General features: G+C 40.0%; 15 protein-coding genes and 1 pseudogene. 11 read left to right on the top strand and 5 right to left on the bottom strand.

What is annotated here, in order from left to right:
- Positions 1-25: 25 nt before the first annotated feature.
- Positions 26-1,642 carry a PucR family transcriptional regulator gene (locus NSQ61_RS07920; protein WP_327873176.1) on the bottom strand — a complete coding sequence of 539 codons (1,617 nt, stop codon included), beginning with the start codon at positions 1,640-1,642 and terminating at the stop codon, positions 26-28.
- 178 nt (positions 1,643-1,820) lie between these two features.
- On the opposite strand from NSQ61_RS07920, the gene allC reads away from it, so the two are divergent.
- From allC to NSQ61_RS07905, 3 genes are all read left to right on the top strand, one after another.
- Positions 1,821-3,068 carry an allantoate deiminase gene (allC, locus tag NSQ61_RS07915; protein ID WP_340806644.1) on the top strand — a complete coding sequence of 416 codons (1,248 nt, stop codon included), beginning with the start codon at positions 1,821-1,823 and terminating at the stop codon, positions 3,066-3,068.
- Between the two features lie 20 nt (positions 3,069-3,088).
- Positions 3,089-4,354 (top strand): pyridoxal-phosphate-dependent aminotransferase family protein, encoded by a 1,266-nt coding sequence (locus tag NSQ61_RS07910; protein WP_130158017.1) that lies wholly within the window; start codon positions 3,089-3,091, stop codon positions 4,352-4,354.
- Between the two features lie 164 nt (positions 4,355-4,518).
- Positions 4,519-5,868 (top strand): allantoinase, encoded by a 1,350-nt coding sequence (locus NSQ61_RS07905; protein WP_130158015.1) that lies wholly within the window; start codon positions 4,519-4,521, stop codon positions 5,866-5,868.
- A 407-nt stretch (positions 5,869-6,275) separates the two neighbouring features.
- Here NSQ61_RS07905 and NSQ61_RS07900 read toward each other — a convergent pair.
- Positions 6,276-7,516, bottom strand: a pseudogene (locus NSQ61_RS07900) (MFS transporter).
- Positions 7,517-7,915: 399 nt separating this feature from the next.
- Between NSQ61_RS07900 and NSQ61_RS07895 the strand changes: the two are divergent.
- Positions 7,916-8,092, top strand: coding sequence for a hypothetical protein (locus NSQ61_RS07895; protein ID WP_165381953.1), 177 nt, complete (start codon positions 7,916-7,918; stop codon positions 8,090-8,092).
- Here NSQ61_RS07895 and NSQ61_RS20245 read toward each other — a convergent pair.
- Entirely contained in the window at positions 8,081-8,188 is a 108-nt protein-coding gene (locus NSQ61_RS20245; RefSeq protein ID WP_431520665.1) for an HAD hydrolase family protein, read from the bottom strand. The genes NSQ61_RS07895 and NSQ61_RS20245 overlap by 12 nt on opposite strands.
- A gap of 46 nt (positions 8,189-8,234) precedes the next feature.
- Positions 8,235-9,176 (bottom strand): Gfo/Idh/MocA family protein, encoded by a 942-nt coding sequence (locus NSQ61_RS07890; protein ID WP_063386903.1) that lies wholly within the window; start codon positions 9,174-9,176, stop codon positions 8,235-8,237.
- 247 nt (positions 9,177-9,423) lie between these two features.
- On the opposite strand from NSQ61_RS07890, the gene NSQ61_RS07885 reads away from it, so the two are divergent.
- From NSQ61_RS07885 to NSQ61_RS07855, 7 genes are all read left to right on the top strand, one after another.
- Complete coding sequence (locus tag NSQ61_RS07885; protein WP_277986838.1) at positions 9,424-9,552, top strand: hypothetical protein; 129 nt, start codon at positions 9,424-9,426, stop codon at positions 9,550-9,552.
- Positions 9,553-10,527: 975 nt separating this feature from the next.
- Positions 10,528-11,247, top strand: coding sequence for an ABC transporter ATP-binding protein (locus NSQ61_RS07880; protein WP_130158203.1), 720 nt, complete (start codon positions 10,528-10,530; stop codon positions 11,245-11,247).
- Positions 11,216-13,678: an FtsX-like permease family protein gene (locus tag NSQ61_RS07875; protein WP_340806638.1), complete on the top strand. Its 2,463-nt coding sequence runs from the start codon at positions 11,216-11,218 to the stop codon at positions 13,676-13,678. The genes NSQ61_RS07880 and NSQ61_RS07875 overlap by 32 nt, the downstream gene beginning before the upstream one ends.
- Before the next feature lie 4 nt (positions 13,679-13,682).
- Positions 13,683-14,186, top strand: a complete 504-nt coding sequence (locus tag NSQ61_RS07870) for a PadR family transcriptional regulator (protein ID WP_063386906.1) — start codon at positions 13,683-13,685, stop codon at positions 14,184-14,186.
- A 54-nt stretch (positions 14,187-14,240) separates the two neighbouring features.
- Positions 14,241-14,537, top strand: a complete 297-nt coding sequence (locus NSQ61_RS07865; protein WP_130158199.1) for a hypothetical protein — start codon at positions 14,241-14,243, stop codon at positions 14,535-14,537.
- The gene (locus tag NSQ61_RS07860) at positions 14,524-14,733 is read left to right on the top strand and encodes a hypothetical protein (RefSeq protein WP_130158197.1); all 210 of its coding nucleotides are present in this window, start codon (positions 14,524-14,526) and stop codon (positions 14,731-14,733) included. Before NSQ61_RS07865 ends, NSQ61_RS07860 begins: the two co-directional genes overlap by 14 nt.
- A gap of 6 nt (positions 14,734-14,739) precedes the next feature.
- Complete coding sequence (locus tag NSQ61_RS07855; RefSeq protein ID WP_130158195.1) at positions 14,740-15,075, top strand: hypothetical protein; 336 nt, start codon at positions 14,740-14,742, stop codon at positions 15,073-15,075.
- Positions 15,076-15,555: 480 nt separating this feature from the next.
- On the opposite strand, the gene NSQ61_RS07850 is transcribed toward NSQ61_RS07855, so the two are convergent.
- Entirely contained in the window at positions 15,556-16,020 is a 465-nt protein-coding gene (locus NSQ61_RS07850) for a DUF2269 family protein (RefSeq protein WP_130158193.1), read from the bottom strand.
- Between the last annotated feature and the right edge of the window lie 7 nt (positions 16,021-16,027).

The raw sequence follows: 16,027 nt of genomic DNA, 5'->3' as shown, positions 1-16,027 counted from the left end.
TACTAAAGCTCTTGCCTCAATTTTTTTATAATTGAAGCAAATTTTTTATGCGGAATGCCAAGCGGAGGCTAATAGTGGCTTCCGGATCCTTTAAGCTTTTTCCGATGAGCTCCTCGCATTTTTCTAATCGATAGATCACCGTATTGCGATGAACGAAAAGCTTTTTGGCTGTTTCAGAAATTTGACAATGATTTTCCAAAAATAAAAACAGCGTTTGCAGCAGAGCCTGTTTTTCAGTGTCTGCCGGGTCTGAAAGGTTTGTCAAAATCTGTTCGTAAAAATCAATCAGCTCTTCTTTTGGAATCATTTTCAATAGCGTATAAATATCTTTTTTCTTATGAATTTGAATGAATTCTTGATTTCCGGAATACTGTTCTTCTTCCAGCACTTCCAACGCTTCTTTATAGCCTTTTTTTACATCTAAAAATTGTTGGCAAAGACTGCCGATGCCGAATGAGACAGTCCGTTGGAACCTGCTTCTAATTTTCGCTTGCAATTCCTTTAAAAACGGCATGATGGAAGAATGAAGCTCCAGCCATGATTTTTGAATCGGGAAGAGCAAAATGCCTACGTTCCCCTTCACAAAAAAATGAACAGGATTTGGGAACGCATCAGCTTCTTTTTCCATAAATTCAAAAATCCGTTCATTTTCTTTATGGAATTGTGTAAACGTTAAAGATTTTTTTCTTTCATCCAATTTTCCTGCTGCACAAAAATACGATTGATCATTGCGAATTTTAAATTCTTTTGCTTTAATGACAATCTCTTCTTTTGATTGAAAGGCGCCATCTGTAAAATTGATAAAAAATTCATTTTGAACTTTTCGTTTATGTTGTTTAAGAGCATTTTTTTTCATCAATTCAAATGAAATGACATTTGTCGCTTGTTCAATCGTCAACACATGCGAAGGACTGTGAAAAGGAATGGCATCAAAAACAATTAAACATCCGCTGTTGCTTTCATGAGTGTAAATGGGAAAAACGGAAACAGTTCGTTTACTAGAAATAATGGAAAAACAAGTGTAAGAGCTTGGCTGTAAGAAAAAACGAAATCCGTCTGTGTACATTTCCTCGATTTCCGGCAGACTCGATGTAACGGAAGATGAAGAAGCAATCATTTGAAAGTGCTGATCCAACAGTAAAATTGGACAGCCGATCAAGTTTGCCAAATTTTCCAGTAATGAGACGAGCCCTTTTCCTCTTAAAATATGGTTTGTAAATTGCTGATGGATTTCAATCGCATTGAGCAATTCGTTTGTCCGTTTGTCCAATATATAGCTTAATGTCTGGTTCACAACCTCTCCTAACGTAACCTCAATCGGCAATTCAATAATTGGGAAATTTTTTTCATTTGCATACTTCAGGCAAGCCTCCGGAATTTCTTCCAAAAATCGCTTCATTTTAATTGCCAACCCTGCACATTGCTGATCCGCCATATTTTTGATGAGTGCGAGCAGATCATTCGGATTGTCTTTTAAATGAAAGGCAGTTGTTACAAGCAGTTCATTCGGTTTCAGGAAATCGATGATATCCGGTGCATCCATCATATTGACGCTGAAAACTTCTCGATCTTTTCCGTTATGGCCGGCGATGAGCTTGGCATTTTTCATAACGGGAATTTTTAATATTTCGGAAATTTTCATTTTTTCAGCCCCTTTGTCTTCAAATTTTAGTGAACATGCACAAAAGATGGTGAAATTTATATCAAAATTGCCAATGTATATGAAAAAGAATAACGATAAAATAAAGTAAATTCACATTTTATGGAACAAAATGTAACAAGGATATTTGCTTATTTTGAATAGAAAAGAGGGAAGAGACATGACAGTTCATTTACTTGGGCCCATTCAGCTTGAAGAGGAAGTTGAAAGGCTGATCGAATGGCTTGCAACATTCGGTAAAACGGAAAAAGGGGGAGTTACCCGGCTGTTATATAGCGAACAATGGCTGTCAGCGCAGGAAGCGTTGAAGGAGAAAATGGAGGAATGCGGATTAGCTCCATATTTTGATGACGTCGGCAACTTGTTCGGCCGAGCAGAAGGATCATCTCCATCCTCCAAAACAATCTTAACTGGTTCGCATATCGATACGGTTATTGAAGGAGGAAAATATGACGGCGCATACGGCATTATTGCCGGCTTGTTGGCGACTCATTATTTATTAAAGCGTTTTGGAACACCAAAAAAAACGATTGAGGTCGTATCCTTATGTGAAGAGGAAGGCAGCCGGTTTCCGCTTACATTTTGGGGGTCAGGCTCTGTAACGGGGAGGCGCTCTTTTAAACATATACAAAAAATTGTTGATTCTAAAGGGATTTCGTTTGTGCAAGCAATGAATGAATGCGGTTTTGGACAGGAAAGATTTCGCCAGCCATTTCGAAACGATATTCAATGCTTTATTGAGCTGCACATCGAACAGGGCTCTGTGTTAGAAAAAAAGAAAAAATCGTTGGGCATTGTCAGCGATATTGTTGGTCAGCGCCGCTATCAAGTAAAGGTTGTCGGTGAAAGCAACCATGCAGGAACAACCCCGATGTCCTGCCGGAAAGATGCGGTGGCCATTGCCTCTGAACTGATTACCTATTTAATGAAACAAGCCAAACAGGTGTGCGACCAACTAAGAGTGACCGTCGGCAAAATAAAGGTTGAACCTAACATTCCGAATGTGATTGCAGGTGAAGTCGTTTTTACGATCGATATCCGTCATCACGAGGAAGAAATGCTGGAGCAATTTTGTTCAACATTTTCACGTCATTTTAAAAATGTGAGCGCACAATACAATGTCGATATTTTGTTAAATGAATGGCTGAACGTCAAGCCGGTCAAAATGGATCAACAATTGCTGAGGCTGTCAAAAGAAATTGCAGAAGAGCAAAATCTGTCTCATGAAATATTGGTTAGCGGAGCGGGACATGATTCGCAAATGTTCGGAACCTATTGTCCGACTGCGCTTTTTTTTGTCCCGAGTCATAACGGAATCAGCCACTCGCCGAAGGAATATACCGCAGCGGCTCATTTAGAAAGCGGCGTTAAGTTTTTAATCCATTATTTATATAGATTGGCATATTAAAAGAAAGGATTGTGGACGAAATGAAATTTCTGCCTCTACAGACACCTAATAGAACGATCATGACACCGGGGCCTGTTGAAGTCGATCCGAGAGTTTTGCAGGCGATGAGTACGCCGATTTTAGGCCAATTTGATCCTGCATTTACTTCGATCATGAATGAAGTAATGGAAATGCTTCGTTATTTATTTCGTACGGACAACAAATGGGCGTTCCCTATCGATGGAACCTCCAGATCGGGCATTGAAGCGATGCTGGCGAGCATTATCGAACAGGGCGACAAAGTGCTGATCCCAATATATGGCCGGTTCGGCTATTTATTAACCGAAATATGCGAACGTTACGGGGCTGATGTCACTACAATTGAGCGTGAATGGGGAACGGTGTTTGACCCGGAGGATGTAATTAGAGAAATAAAGAAGGTTCAGCCGAAAATAGTCGCGATCGTCCATGGGGAAACCTCAACGGGGTGCATGCAGCCGCTTGAGGAGATCGGGAAAGCTTGCCGGGAGATGGATGTAATTCTTGTAGTCGATGCGGTTGCGACAATTGGAGGAACGGACGTGAATGTCGACGAATGGCAGCTTGACGGCGTGATCGGCGGGACGCAAAAATGCTTATCGGTTCCATCAGGGATGGCTCCCATCACATATAATGACAGAATTGAAAAAATTGTTTTGTCGCGTAAAAAGGTAGAAAGAGGAATTCGGACGGAATTGGATCAGCAAATGGCCACAGGTCAAACAATTATTAGCAACTATTTTGATTTAAGCCAGCTTCAAGATTATTGGAGCCCGCGGCGATTAAATCATCATACGGAAGCTACATCAATGCTTTACGCATTGCGTGAAGGCTTGAGGCTTATTATGGAGGAAGGATTGGATAATCGATTTGCACGCCACCGCCTCCATGAACGGGCATTAATGGCCGGGCTGGAAGCAATGGGACTCACATTGTTCGGCGATAAACGCTTTAAAATGCCGACCGTCACATGCGTCAACATTCCGCAGGGCGTCGATGGAGAATCCGTGCGCCGCATGCTGCTGGATGAATTCGGGATTGAAATTGCCAGCTCGTTTGGCCCGCTCCACGGAAAAATCTGGAGGATCGGTACAATGGGCTACAGCTGCCGCAAAGAAAATATTCTCAAGCTGCTGACAGCATTGGAGGCAGTTCTCATCTATCACGGTGTTCGCATAAACAGAGGTGAAGGAGCACAAGCAGCGCTGAGTATGTATGGAAAACAAAGAAAGGAGTCAGCAGTTTCTTCTAGTGTAGTTCATCGATAAATTGTGTCAATGGCGCAAAATTTTGATTATCATCGCGTTCATTTTTGCAATCGGTTGAGAAATTGATAAATTCATTCAGATGGAAGAGAAAGCGTTCAGTCCATTGATCTATATAAAATTCAGCTGATGCCATTTTTTTAATGATAAGAATGGAGATGGTTCGAGTGAAATATGATGCTCTTGTCAAAAACGGCAGCGTTGTGTTTCATGACGAAGTGAAAAAAACAAATTTAGCTGTTAAAGACGGCATTGTTGTTGAAATTGGCGATGACATTGACGGGGAAGCCGATGTCGTTTGGGATGCGGAAGGCCATTACGTTTTTCCCGGATTGATTGATGTCCATGTTCATTTCAATGAACCGGGCAGAGAGGATTGGGAAGGCTTTTCAACAGGTTCATCTATGCTTGCAGCGGGCGGCTGTACAACGTTTTTTGATATGCCGCTCAACGGTGTCCCTTCTACAACTGATCTTGAAGCTCTTCAACAAAAAGGAAAAATAGGCGAGGAAAAGTCATTCGTTGACTTTGGATTGTGGGGCGGGCTTGTTCCGGGCAATGAAAATGATTTAGCGCCTCTTGCCGAAAAAGGAGTTGTCGGATTTAAAGCTTTCATGTCTCCGAGCGGCAATAAAGAGTTCGCAGCGGTTGATGATAATACGCTCTTGAATGGAATGAAAACGATCGCCGGCTTGCGTAAAATTTTGGCTCTTCATGCAGAAGACGGCGCAATGGTGCAATTTTTGCAGAGAGAAAAAGAGCGGCAAGAAAAATTCGGTCCGGACGATTATTTACAATCAAGACCGATTGCTGCGGAATGGCTAGCTGTCAGAAAAGCCATTACATTTGCGGAACAGACCGGCTGTTCTTTGCATTTCGTTCATATCAGCAGTGCAGAAGCCGTTGAAGAAATCCAGCAAGCGAAGAAAAGAGGACTTGATGTCACATTGGAAACGTGCCCGCATTATCTTTTGTTTGACCATGAACATACGAAAAAGCTTGGAGCGGTTGCAAAATGCGCTCCCCCATTGCGCGAATTAAACGACCAAAAAAAATTGGTTGATTTGTTTTTAAAAGATCAGATTGACTTTGTCGCATCCGACCATTCCCCGTCGCCATGGAGCTTGAAAGAAGATGAAACGAATTTTTTCAATGTTTGGGGAGGAATCAGCGGGGGACAATTTACATTGATGGCGATGATCGAACTAGCGGTTCGCTATCGCATTCCTTTTCCGAAGCTGATTCATTGGACAGCTGCTAGACCCGCCAAACGATTTGGATTGGACGGGAAAAAAGGGGAAATTGCAAAAGGAAAAGACGCAGATTTTGTGATTATAAGTTTAAAAGATTCTTTCACAGTCGAGAAAAACAGTTTGCTTCAAAAACACAAGCATAGTTTATATGTCAATCATACATTTCCTTGCAAAATCTTTGCGACATTTCAACGGGGGAAATTGGTATTTGACAACGGGCGCATACGGGCTTCCAAGCCTCTTGGCCAATGGCTGAAGTTATGATGGAAAGGGTAAGGGGGCTGTCTAATAAGTCGATTTTCCGGCTTATAGACGCCCCTTTAATGTTTTAGAAACGTTGATATATCAATGTTTATAATGTTTCGTTTTCAATGGATTTTGACTTTCTGGACAGCTTTTTTTGAACGTTTTCCGTATCCTCCATTTTGCAATCATGTTCCGTGAAAAGTTTTCAAAATTTTTTTAGCACGTTATCTGCAGCCTTAAAGGACTTGTCGGAAAACCGAAACAGGAAGTTTGGTTAGGCAAATAAAAATGTGAACAGGGGATCTGCGAATATTGAGGTTGGCCCAATAAATAAATGAATAGGTCAGTCTTACGAATTTGTTCAGCTTTTTTGCCGAGTGACAACAGGTTTCGAGGTCTCCAAAAAATCGCATAGATGCCTTCTCCTAAATCGTTACCTTTTCTTTAGAAAATTCAGGAAGAAAGAAGGTGAGGATTGCTGAAATGACTAATATGATTATTGAAAAATAAAAAGCTACTTATAATTCCCGTGGTAACTGTATAGTAAACCCGGCACATAGGCTCCTAGTGCTGATCCAATTTGGTGGCTGAAAGATAGCCAACCAATGATAAAACCAACAGAGTGTTGTTTAAAGTATTGCGTGACCAACAATTGTGTAGGAGCAACAGTGGAAAAATCAACCAATCCAAAAACGATAGCGAAAATAATTAATAGCAGAGGGTTATAGCTATAGAATAGAATAAACAACGATAATGCCCGTATAACATATAGACAGATGAGCATTTTTCGACTGCTCCAGCGATCTGCTAACACACCAGAAAATAGTATTCCTACAATATTAAAAGCAGCCAATATAGTTACTGCTGCACTAGTCGCACTTGTTGGAACTCCACACAACTGGGCATAAGGGATAAGATGTGTATCCATTAAACCTGTAGTGGTAAAACCGCAAACGCTAAATGGTAAAATCAAGAACCAAAATTGTTTTTTACGAAAAGCATCCCAAATTGAAAAATCATTGAATTTACTTGGCTGTTCAGTTGTGCTTTCTTCTTGATCCATTCCGCCAATTGGCAACATACCTTTTTCATTAGGATGGTTTCGTAAAATTAACAGGACAATTGGAAACACAACAATCATTAAAAAACATCCCAAGATGATGACCGTTGCTTTCCAATTCAACCATTGAATTAATAATAGAGATCCTGGTACCAACAGCATTTGTCCGGCTCCAAACCCTGCTTCGACAATCCCTAAAGCAAATCCTCGTCTTTCATTAAACCAGTTTGTAACGACTACTGTTGCAGCCACGTTTGACGCTCCGCCAACCCCAAGTGATACAAATATGGCATATAGAATAAACAATTGCCATGGATGATGGACAAAAGCTGTTAATAGAATACTAACTGCCACCAAAAAAGTACTGACAGAAAGGATTATACGAGGCCCAAATTTATCAACTAACCTTCCTATAAATGGTTGGGAAAGTCCATAAACGATAAAGCTTAATGTCGAAATTAGCGATACCGTCCCTCTGTCTATTGAAAATTCCCTTTCCCAAGGTTCGACAAAAGCCCCGAAAGAAAGACGAACACCTTGAACGGCTAAAAGAGATAAAAACGTGACAAATAAAATAACCCAAGCATAGTGAAATCGTAACATCATTTTAGTTTAGTCTCCTAACTTCAAGATTTTAAAGATTCAATATTTTTTCTATTCTACCGAATTGGATGTTTAAGTCAAGCCATTTTTTCCAATATTTTTCTCCGTCAATCGCGACAAAAATCAGTTCATATTCCGAGATGGTGGTTATTTTACAGAAGACGGTCTCAATGATTTGAATATGCCAACTGTCGTCTCACCCAATCGTGCAAAAATCTCTGTTGAACCGATGCAAATCAAAGGATTGGCAAAGTTTCCCTGGAAATAATCAATCAAGCATTAAAAATGAAATGCGTATATAACACTTTTTTGGGGTTTTTATCTTCACTATGAGGAATTGCAAGTCTCCATGACCAATAATGACGTGATGCCCGTATCCGTTTTTATCTTCACTATGAGGAATTGCAAGCAATACGAAAGAGAGAAGTTTGTTTGACGTCTGGAGGCCATTATTTATCATACAGCCAAATTGCCAATTATTTATGTTTCAAAAGAGCCGTGCCAACAATGATTGAACGTGCGGAAAAAGAAAATAGCGGAAAGAAAAACAGAAAGCCTCTTCTGCCTTTAAATGGGTAAAAGAGGCTTTGTCTTTGTTTGTGCATTTACAATTGCTTCACGGTTTTTTTCGCTAATCATATGATCATTTGTTAAAAGTGTGCCGTCTGAGTCGATTGCGATTCATTTCATTAGCATTTTTCCACTGGCGTTAGGAATTTCACTACATCGTCAACAGCTTCACAACTTGTTTTGTCCGTTCATGACTATTTATATCGGATTCAATTTTGCCGTTTTTCACGCAGTTTATAAATTCTTCTACTTCATAATACATCGTTTCAAATTTATGTTCCACGGTTAAATCTTTTATTTCACCGTTTCGATATTTGATGACAACTTTCTTCGGATCACTGATTTTGTCAATTTCAATAACACCTTTTTCTCCTTGGATCTCACTAGGGAAAAAGGAGTCTGTTATTTTGGAATACATTACGACTGCTTCAAAATTATCATAATTTAAAATCATACTTCCTTGACCGTCTGCACCGGTGGATAAGTAATAGTGATTTTTTACTATGGATTTTGGTTCGCCGACTAGATGAACAATTGGTGCTAAGCAGTATACACCCAAATCCATTTTCGAACCGTTTCCTAATTCCGGTTTAAAGGCGTTTTCAATAATTCCTTCTTTATATTTATCATATCGTGAAGAATATTGATTGTAATGGAAAACAAATCGTCTGATCGGAGCGATTTCGTCAAGATGTTTTTTTAAATTTAAAAAGGTCGGCGTAACGGTTGATTTCATCGCTTCCATAAACATGGCATTGTAAGTTTTGGCTGTTTGAATGACCTCATCCATTTCTTGCACGGACGTTACTGCCGGCTTTTCGCAAAGAACGTGAATTCTATTTTTCATGGCCAAAATACTTTGTTCGGCATGGAATTTGTTGGGGGATGCAATATAAACGGCGTCAATATTGCCGCTTTGAAACATTTCTTCAAGGTTGGTGTACACGTGTTTTATTTGATATTTTTCGGCAAACATTTTTGCTTTTTCCATTGTTCTCGAATAAACAGCGCCGAGGGAAAATTCCGGGTGTGCGCTTGCAGCTTTTATAAAATGGTCGGTAATCCAGTTTGTTCCTATAATACCAAATCTCATAACGAATCCCACCTTTATTGTTCATATTTGTACATGAATATCATATTATAACATGTTCTGCAGCAGCTTTTTATTCGATTATCTTTTTTTTGAACTAACTTAAAACTCCATGTCAATAAAAACCAAAACATATTAACATGGTAAGAGCTGTCTGAAAAGTCCCGAAAAAAAGAGTAAACGACAGTTTCTTTTTCATCTGCTTTTCTGTTTTGATCGAATTTCTGAAAAGGATAAACAGGCATTCAGAGTGGGAGCAACCGAACTCGCTTGGTCAATCGGACCGACCATTACATTTATGCTGGCCGTATTATTGGTGCCCTTAGGATTGTTCGGTTCGGGATTGCCTTGGCACCGAACACTCAGGGCGGGAAATTGAAAAAGAACGGTATGGAATTTTGGAAACGGAAGAAAAAGTTACGAATATTTAGAGAAGTTGCTTCACGACTTGCTCCAGCAGCTTGGTAATCCTTTGTCTCGCATCAATAACCCGTGCAAAAGTTCATTATTTGCGGTAATATGATATTGAGTCATGTTTGCATATCTCTTAGTTGGTGTTTTTATCTGTCAAAGGGGAAGCAGCATGACTCTTTTTCTTTTTTTACACAATGATATGGACTTTACTCTTCAGCTACACATGTGTTTTTATTTTTAGTCACGATATTTTGATTATCCTCTATGACTATACTTCTGATTTTGTCTCTTCACCATTTTCTGTGATTGACACACAATCCCAGTAATGAACCTGTAGAATGTCAACTTGATTTTTTGACCGAAAATGAATTTTCACATTCGTTTGAACTTAATCATATATTGAAATTATATATACTAGATATATATTATTTTAGCCTTTAAAATAACTTTCAATAATGATTTTACCAATAAATTCGCTTGTTTATAATATATACTTAGTATATAATGAGTGTATAAAAGCAGATGAAATAATTGAGGTAGTGTCAAAAGTCCTTGAGAACTCAGTAGATGTTCATAGTTATTTCCATTAATTAGATGGAAATGCCATGCAATTACTATTGGCAAAAGCGCCAATAGTTTTGACATTGACGTCAAGGGCAAAGGGAACAAAAAAGCATGCCAAAAAAGTTTTAAAACCATTGTCGAATTCGGAGTTCACTTCTTCTGTGGAGGGTTTTAAGGGCTAACCTAAACCAAAAGGTAGGTCATTTGTTCTATCAGCAATTGAGACGATTACACTATTTTCGGTGCTGGTGGCATACAGAAAATCGAAGGGAGCGTCGCGCTGTGGACAATTGATAGAGCGAGGCACTGACGATAATGAAATATAGTGATTTTATATGAAAATTTTTACAATACGAATAATAGAGGAGCGAACGCTATGATTAAAGTTAGCAATCTCACTAAAGAATTTTTGCAGGGGCAAGAGAGAACACGGGTGTTGAAAGGCGTCGATTTGAATATTAAAAAAGGCGAATTCGTAGCGATAATGGGACCCAGTGGCTCCGGAAAAAGCACTTTGCTGCAGCTGATGGGAGGCCTTGACGTACCGACCGCTGGAGATATACAAATTGACGGGAAATATTTAAATAAGATGAGCGAAAAAGAAAGAACGATATTCAGAAGACAAAAACTGGGGTTCGTTTTTCAAAATTATCAACTGCTTCCGACTTTAACTGTAGAAGAAAATATTGCGTTTCCACTTCATGCCGACGGCAAACTGACAAAGGAGAAGAATCGGGTGATCCAAGAATTGATTCAGGCGGTAGGATTGGAAGGACTTCATCGCAAACGCGCCAACTTGCTCAGTGGCGGTCAGCAGCAGCGTGTTGCTATCGCCAGGGCACTCGTAAATAGCCCGACTGTTTTATTAGCGGATGAACCGACAGGGAATTTGGACAGAGCGAATGCAGAAGAAATTCTCCGGCTATTGACAGTCTTCCATCGTGAAAACAGACAAACGATCGTGATGGTTACTCATGATATTTTTGCAGCCGGATTTGCGGACCGGATTATTCTTTTCAGGGACGGAGGCATCGATCAGGTGGTATCGAGGGAGGAGGGCGACTATGCTAAATATTTGGCGAATTTCATGGCGTAATATCACTCATAACAAAAAGCGTTTTTTCTTTACCTTGTTTGCAATTATACTGGGAACATCTTTTATCACCGCTATGCTGGTAGCCGATAGAACAACTAGAGACGTTTTTAATTACTACACAGATATGTATGTAGCCAATGCAGATTATTGGGTTTTAAGCGATAAGCATACTTATCCGGAAAAAATGATTGAGCCTGTTCAAGATGATCCCGATGTTACGAATATGCTGCTTGTTCTCCAAAAGCAAGCGTTCTTTGAACTTGAAGACGATCACTCTTTAAGTCAAAGATCTGTACGAATTATCGGAGTCAGTGACCAAAACAGCCCGTTACTGGTGCTTCCTGTGATTGAAGGCAGTTTGGATAATAAAGGGGTCATATTGCCGAAAACTGTTGCAACCCTTTTAGGAAAAAAGGTTGGGGATACGGTTCGGTTTGAAGGTTTGGGAGAGGCAAAAGTTTCTGCTATTGTTGAGTATACGCAGCTGCTTGCAAGTCCTAGTGATTGGGACAGTGCTGAATCAACTAGTTTTCGGGTTTTAGTTCCACTCGATATGTTAAGAGAATGGACAGGCAAACATGATGAGATTTCTTATATGCGGTTTCAGGTCAACGGCGATGGCAAGGACCTCTTTCATTCCTTACAGCAGCAGTTCCGTGGGTCAGGTGTGTTCATACAGCCTGTTGTAGCAGATGACCTTCAGAACAACGATATTAGCGGCCTCTATACCTTCTTTTATATTGTTGCCGGTTTATCGATGTTAGTCAGCGGTTTTATTGTCTTTAACACAATTTATACAAGCGTGATCGAAAGAAAAAAAGAATTTGCTATAATGAAAAGCTTCGGCTACACACAACGTTCTGTGTCTAAGCTTGTGCTCATTGAAATCGTACTTTTGTCATTGATCGGTACAGCCATCGGTGTTCCTCTTGGTATATGGCTCGGTGATCTGTTTATGCAGGAACTGCTCAGCATGCTCCAATTTGATATAGTTTATACTTTAAATTGGAGATTGCCGGCGATTATGGCGGTGACTGTTGGAGTGCTGTTCCCTGTTCTGTTTTCGCTTTTCCCTATTTATCATGCAGGCAGAACATCGATTTTATTGACGTTAAAAATGGCCAGCCAATCGAAGGGATCATCAAGACCTCTGCTGATTAGAGCTGTAGTTGGCTTGGTGCTTCTATGCTTTGTGTTTATCGACCACTCTGTAACTTATGCAGCCGTTTTGGCAGGTGTCATTCTTTTGTTTCCTTTGTTGTTGGCCGGTTTAAGCAGAATCATAAAACCTGTTTTAAATTTTCTTTTTCATTATGCGGGGAGTTTGGCTGCCAAAAGCCTCTTTCAACAAATCAATCGAAATGCAAATACGGCAGCGATACTCGGCATCGGAATTTCGGTTATTTTATTGCTTGGTGCGGTGGTGGAATCAGCTCCGGAAGGATATGAACAAGAAATCAGGAATACGTACGGGGGAGATATGAGACTTACGTCTGAAGCGCCTTGGTCTGCAGAAGATATAACGAAACTGCGTTCTTATGATGGAGTTCTAGGCGTTGAGCCATTAATGGAAGCGACCCCGATTACGTGGGAAACGGTTGACGGAGTAAGTAGACAATTTTCTGTTTTTGCCGTAAGTGAAGATGGTCCGGCGTTATTTGCCGATCAACATGAGGAAAAACTGTATAACCGGTTAAAACAGCAAAATGCTGTGCTTCTTGGTGAACGCGCATTTGATGAATGGGGCGGGGAGATCGGGCAGAGCATTCGGATGAATACGCCAAATGGTGAACAATCTTATGTGGTGGTTGGAGTTGTCAAAACATCGCATTATTCCGGTTATGTCGCGTTTATGGATGAGGAACGTCTCAAGGAGGAATTTGGATGGACAAAAAGCTTTGATTTGCTGCTTACTGTTGACAACGAAGCGGCCAGTTCCATCCGAGATCGGGTATGGTCTGATTTCCGCGATCATCTGTCAAAGGTTCAGACGGTTGAAGATGAAATTGAGTCCACTACTTCAACAATTTCCGGTATGAATGAACTGATCTTGATGTTGCTGTTTATGATCATCGGGTTAGCCAGTATCGGCACAGCCAACACCCTTTTGATGAACACGCTGGAACGCGTTTTCGAGATCGGAACGATGCGTGCTCTTGGGTTTACTAAACAACAGGTTAGAAATATGATTATCGCCGAAGGCTTGCTCGTTGGGTTATCCGGAGTTATCGGAGGAATAGCAGCTGGGTTGATCTTAATCTATGTAACAAGTCAGTCTGAACTCATGGACGGATTTATGTCTTTCAAGCTGCCATACAGTAATTTGATAATGGCAGTGATATCCGGTGTTGCGTTGAGTCTATGCGCCGCTTGGATGGCAAGCCAAAGTGCCAGCAAAATAGATATCCAATCATCACTGAAAGAAGGTTGACAACTTGTCAGTTAAATATGGAATTTTGACATTGTTATACCAAAAAAAACATCATGGATACGAATTGAAATTAGAATTGGATTCCCTTTTTGGCATTAAAGGCAAAATTAATCCCGGTCAGATCTATACTACGCTTGATCGCCTGATTCGTGATCAACTTGTCTCGTCCGCAGGAATGGACGATCAGGAAAGAAAATTATACGAGTTAACACCAAAAGGTAAAGATGAGTTGGAAAAATGGTTGCTGGAACCGGTGCCATACACCACGACAAAAGAAGATTTTTTCTTTAAATGGAGCTGTGCCCGCAAAATTAATTTTGCTCAGGAAAAGAAAATGCTTGAACAGCAAAAAGCGGTGGTGATTAAAGAAGTGATGGAATTGACCAAATTAAAAACAGAGCTGCTCCTTCAGGGTGACGAAAGCAAATATTTATTGATCACCGGTATTTTATTGCATTTAGAGGCGGATTTAAACTGGATAAATCAAGTTGAAAATCGAATCCATTAAAAGCTGCCAAGTTCAAAGAAAAGTGCGGGCCAGCATAAATAGAATGAAAGGAGAATGGGCTTAGGATTGCGATCTGGCATATCATTGGGAACTGTTTATCGTAGCGGAAGTGTTGTCAGTCATCTTTCGATATTTTTTAGAAAACCAAAACTCAGTATTTTGCTGAAAGCTGAAGCTCGACTCGGGTTGTATGTATGTCAGCAAACAGGTGAGATTTCAACGTTTCTCATTGTTATTACTATATTTGTCATTTATGCTTGTACTTTTGGAATATCCGATTTTATCAGGTCTAGATCAATAAAAATCGGTCAGCTGCGCGGTGTTGAGCTGTTAACAGATGAAGAAATATGAAAAGATAAGACAAAACCGTGATGCGAAATATATCGAAAAAAATCGTATATCCTCGCTCATTCACCTGGTGTTATTCGTTGTGGTTCCAGCAATATTTTGGTCTATGGGGACGGACGAAACACTTAATAATGAAAATATGAAAGAAGAAAGTAAAAAGACCCCGGCTGTGGCTGCTCCTGTCAAAGAAGATTTCTAGGAGTATATGGATGTACAAATTCATTACTTAAATTTGGCGAAAAATCCTGGTGCTTACAAAAATAAAAAGGTTGTATTCACTGGAAAAGTTATTCAAATTATTGAACATGGGAACAACATTACTTTTAAAGTGAACGTCGATAAAAGTATAGACGGCGTTTGGAATAATGCGATAGTCGTGAATTACCGAAATGCAAACAAAAAAAGCCATCTGCTTGAAAATGAAATGATTACTTTTTGGGGAACCGTCAAGGGATTAAAAACTTATCAGTCTTCGGGAAAACAAGTAACAATCCCTGAAGTGTACGCAAAGTATATAACGATAATGTGGAATGAAAAATAAGTAACTGAAGCGAACTCGCTATCGAACGGTTTCATGTACGAGGATGTGGAATTAAAAGAACCTTACCGGAGCTATCTAAGCAGGTGATAGGTAATGAAAGCCAAGTGTTATGGTCATCAATTTTATAATTCATCGTAACGCTTTCTATTAATTCTAAGTCACTTATGATCGTGTACAATTTTAAACGGTTGACTCGGAACAGTATATCCGTCCCAAGTTTTTTTCTTTATATTCTAAAAAACTTAAACTCTGTTTTTTGTACTGTGAAAGCTAATTCTTTAGATTCAAATCGCTCTTCTTCACACTGCCATATGGATGGTGATCTTGACGTATAGTGGAAATTTCATTGAACATGGCACGATTGATGTCAGAAGTTAACAAGCCAGACCTTGATTGTTTTTCAGAAAGCATTTTCCGTACTCCTTTTTAGAAAAGCTCTCCACTTGATCATTTTCCATCGCTTTCGGCGGAAAAGTGTGTTCAGAAGAATCCCTTGCCAATCATAAGATATAAGATCAAAACAGGAAGAAGTGTTGCAATAGTTCCGAATATCATCCAGAGCCATGACACTCGACGGTACGCTTCCGTGTTGAACTCATTTTCCTCAGTTTGAGCGCTGAGCCGTATCATCTTTCGCTGTAAGGGGAGAAGCACCCCTGCCCAAAGTACTCCTGTCAATACAAACAATATTAATGACAAGGTCAGCCAATTAAATCCCGAAATAAGATACCCCGTTCGAACGGCCATCCAAACTCCGGATGTGATGATGAGCAGCAGTCCCGGAATTGTGAAAACGAAATCGGCAAGCATGACGTTTTTGGCGGCACTATGAATTAATTCACGATTCCCTGTTTGATCTGCCCGCATTTTCCAAAAAGCCGTAATGATAATATTGCCTAAAAAAAGGACAACTCCGACAATATGCATAAATAACAGAAATTCCATATGCCTC

The sequence above is a fragment of the Aeribacillus sp. FSL K6-1121 genome (assembly GCF_038003725.1).
Classification (GTDB): domain Bacteria; phylum Bacillota; class Bacilli; order Bacillales; family Aeribacillaceae; genus Aeribacillus; species Aeribacillus composti.
The sequence above is the reverse complement of the archived record's forward strand: the minus strand, read 5'-3'. Positions and strand labels throughout refer to the sequence as shown.

What these genes read in the sequence shown, in the direction of transcription:
- NSQ61_RS07920 (WP_327873176.1), bottom strand. Translation starts at nt 1,642, where the DNA reads ATGAAAATTTCCGAAATATTAAAAATTCCCGTTATGAAAAATGCCAAG.
- allC (WP_340806644.1), top strand. Translation starts at nt 1,821, where the DNA reads ATGACAGTTCATTTACTTGGGCCCATTCAGCTTGAAGAGGAAGTTGAA.
- NSQ61_RS07910 (WP_130158017.1), top strand. Translation starts at nt 3,089, where the DNA reads ATGAAATTTCTGCCTCTACAGACACCTAATAGAACGATCATGACACCG.
- NSQ61_RS07890 (WP_063386903.1), bottom strand. Translation starts at nt 9,176, where the DNA reads ATGAGATTTGGTATTATAGGAACAAACTGGATTACCGACCATTTTATA.
- NSQ61_RS07880 (WP_130158203.1), top strand. Translation starts at nt 10,528, where the DNA reads ATGATTAAAGTTAGCAATCTCACTAAAGAATTTTTGCAGGGGCAAGAG.
- NSQ61_RS07875 (WP_340806638.1), top strand. Translation starts at nt 11,216, where the DNA reads ATGCTAAATATTTGGCGAATTTCATGGCGTAATATCACTCATAACAAA.
- NSQ61_RS07865 (WP_130158199.1), top strand. Translation starts at nt 14,241, where the DNA reads ATGGGCTTAGGATTGCGATCTGGCATATCATTGGGAACTGTTTATCGT.
- NSQ61_RS07860 (WP_130158197.1), top strand. Translation starts at nt 14,524, where the DNA reads ATGAAGAAATATGAAAAGATAAGACAAAACCGTGATGCGAAATATATC.
- NSQ61_RS07855 (WP_130158195.1), top strand. Translation starts at nt 14,740, where the DNA reads ATGGATGTACAAATTCATTACTTAAATTTGGCGAAAAATCCTGGTGCT.
- NSQ61_RS07850 (WP_130158193.1), bottom strand. Translation starts at nt 16,020, where the DNA reads ATGGAATTTCTGTTATTTATGCATATTGTCGGAGTTGTCCTTTTTTTA.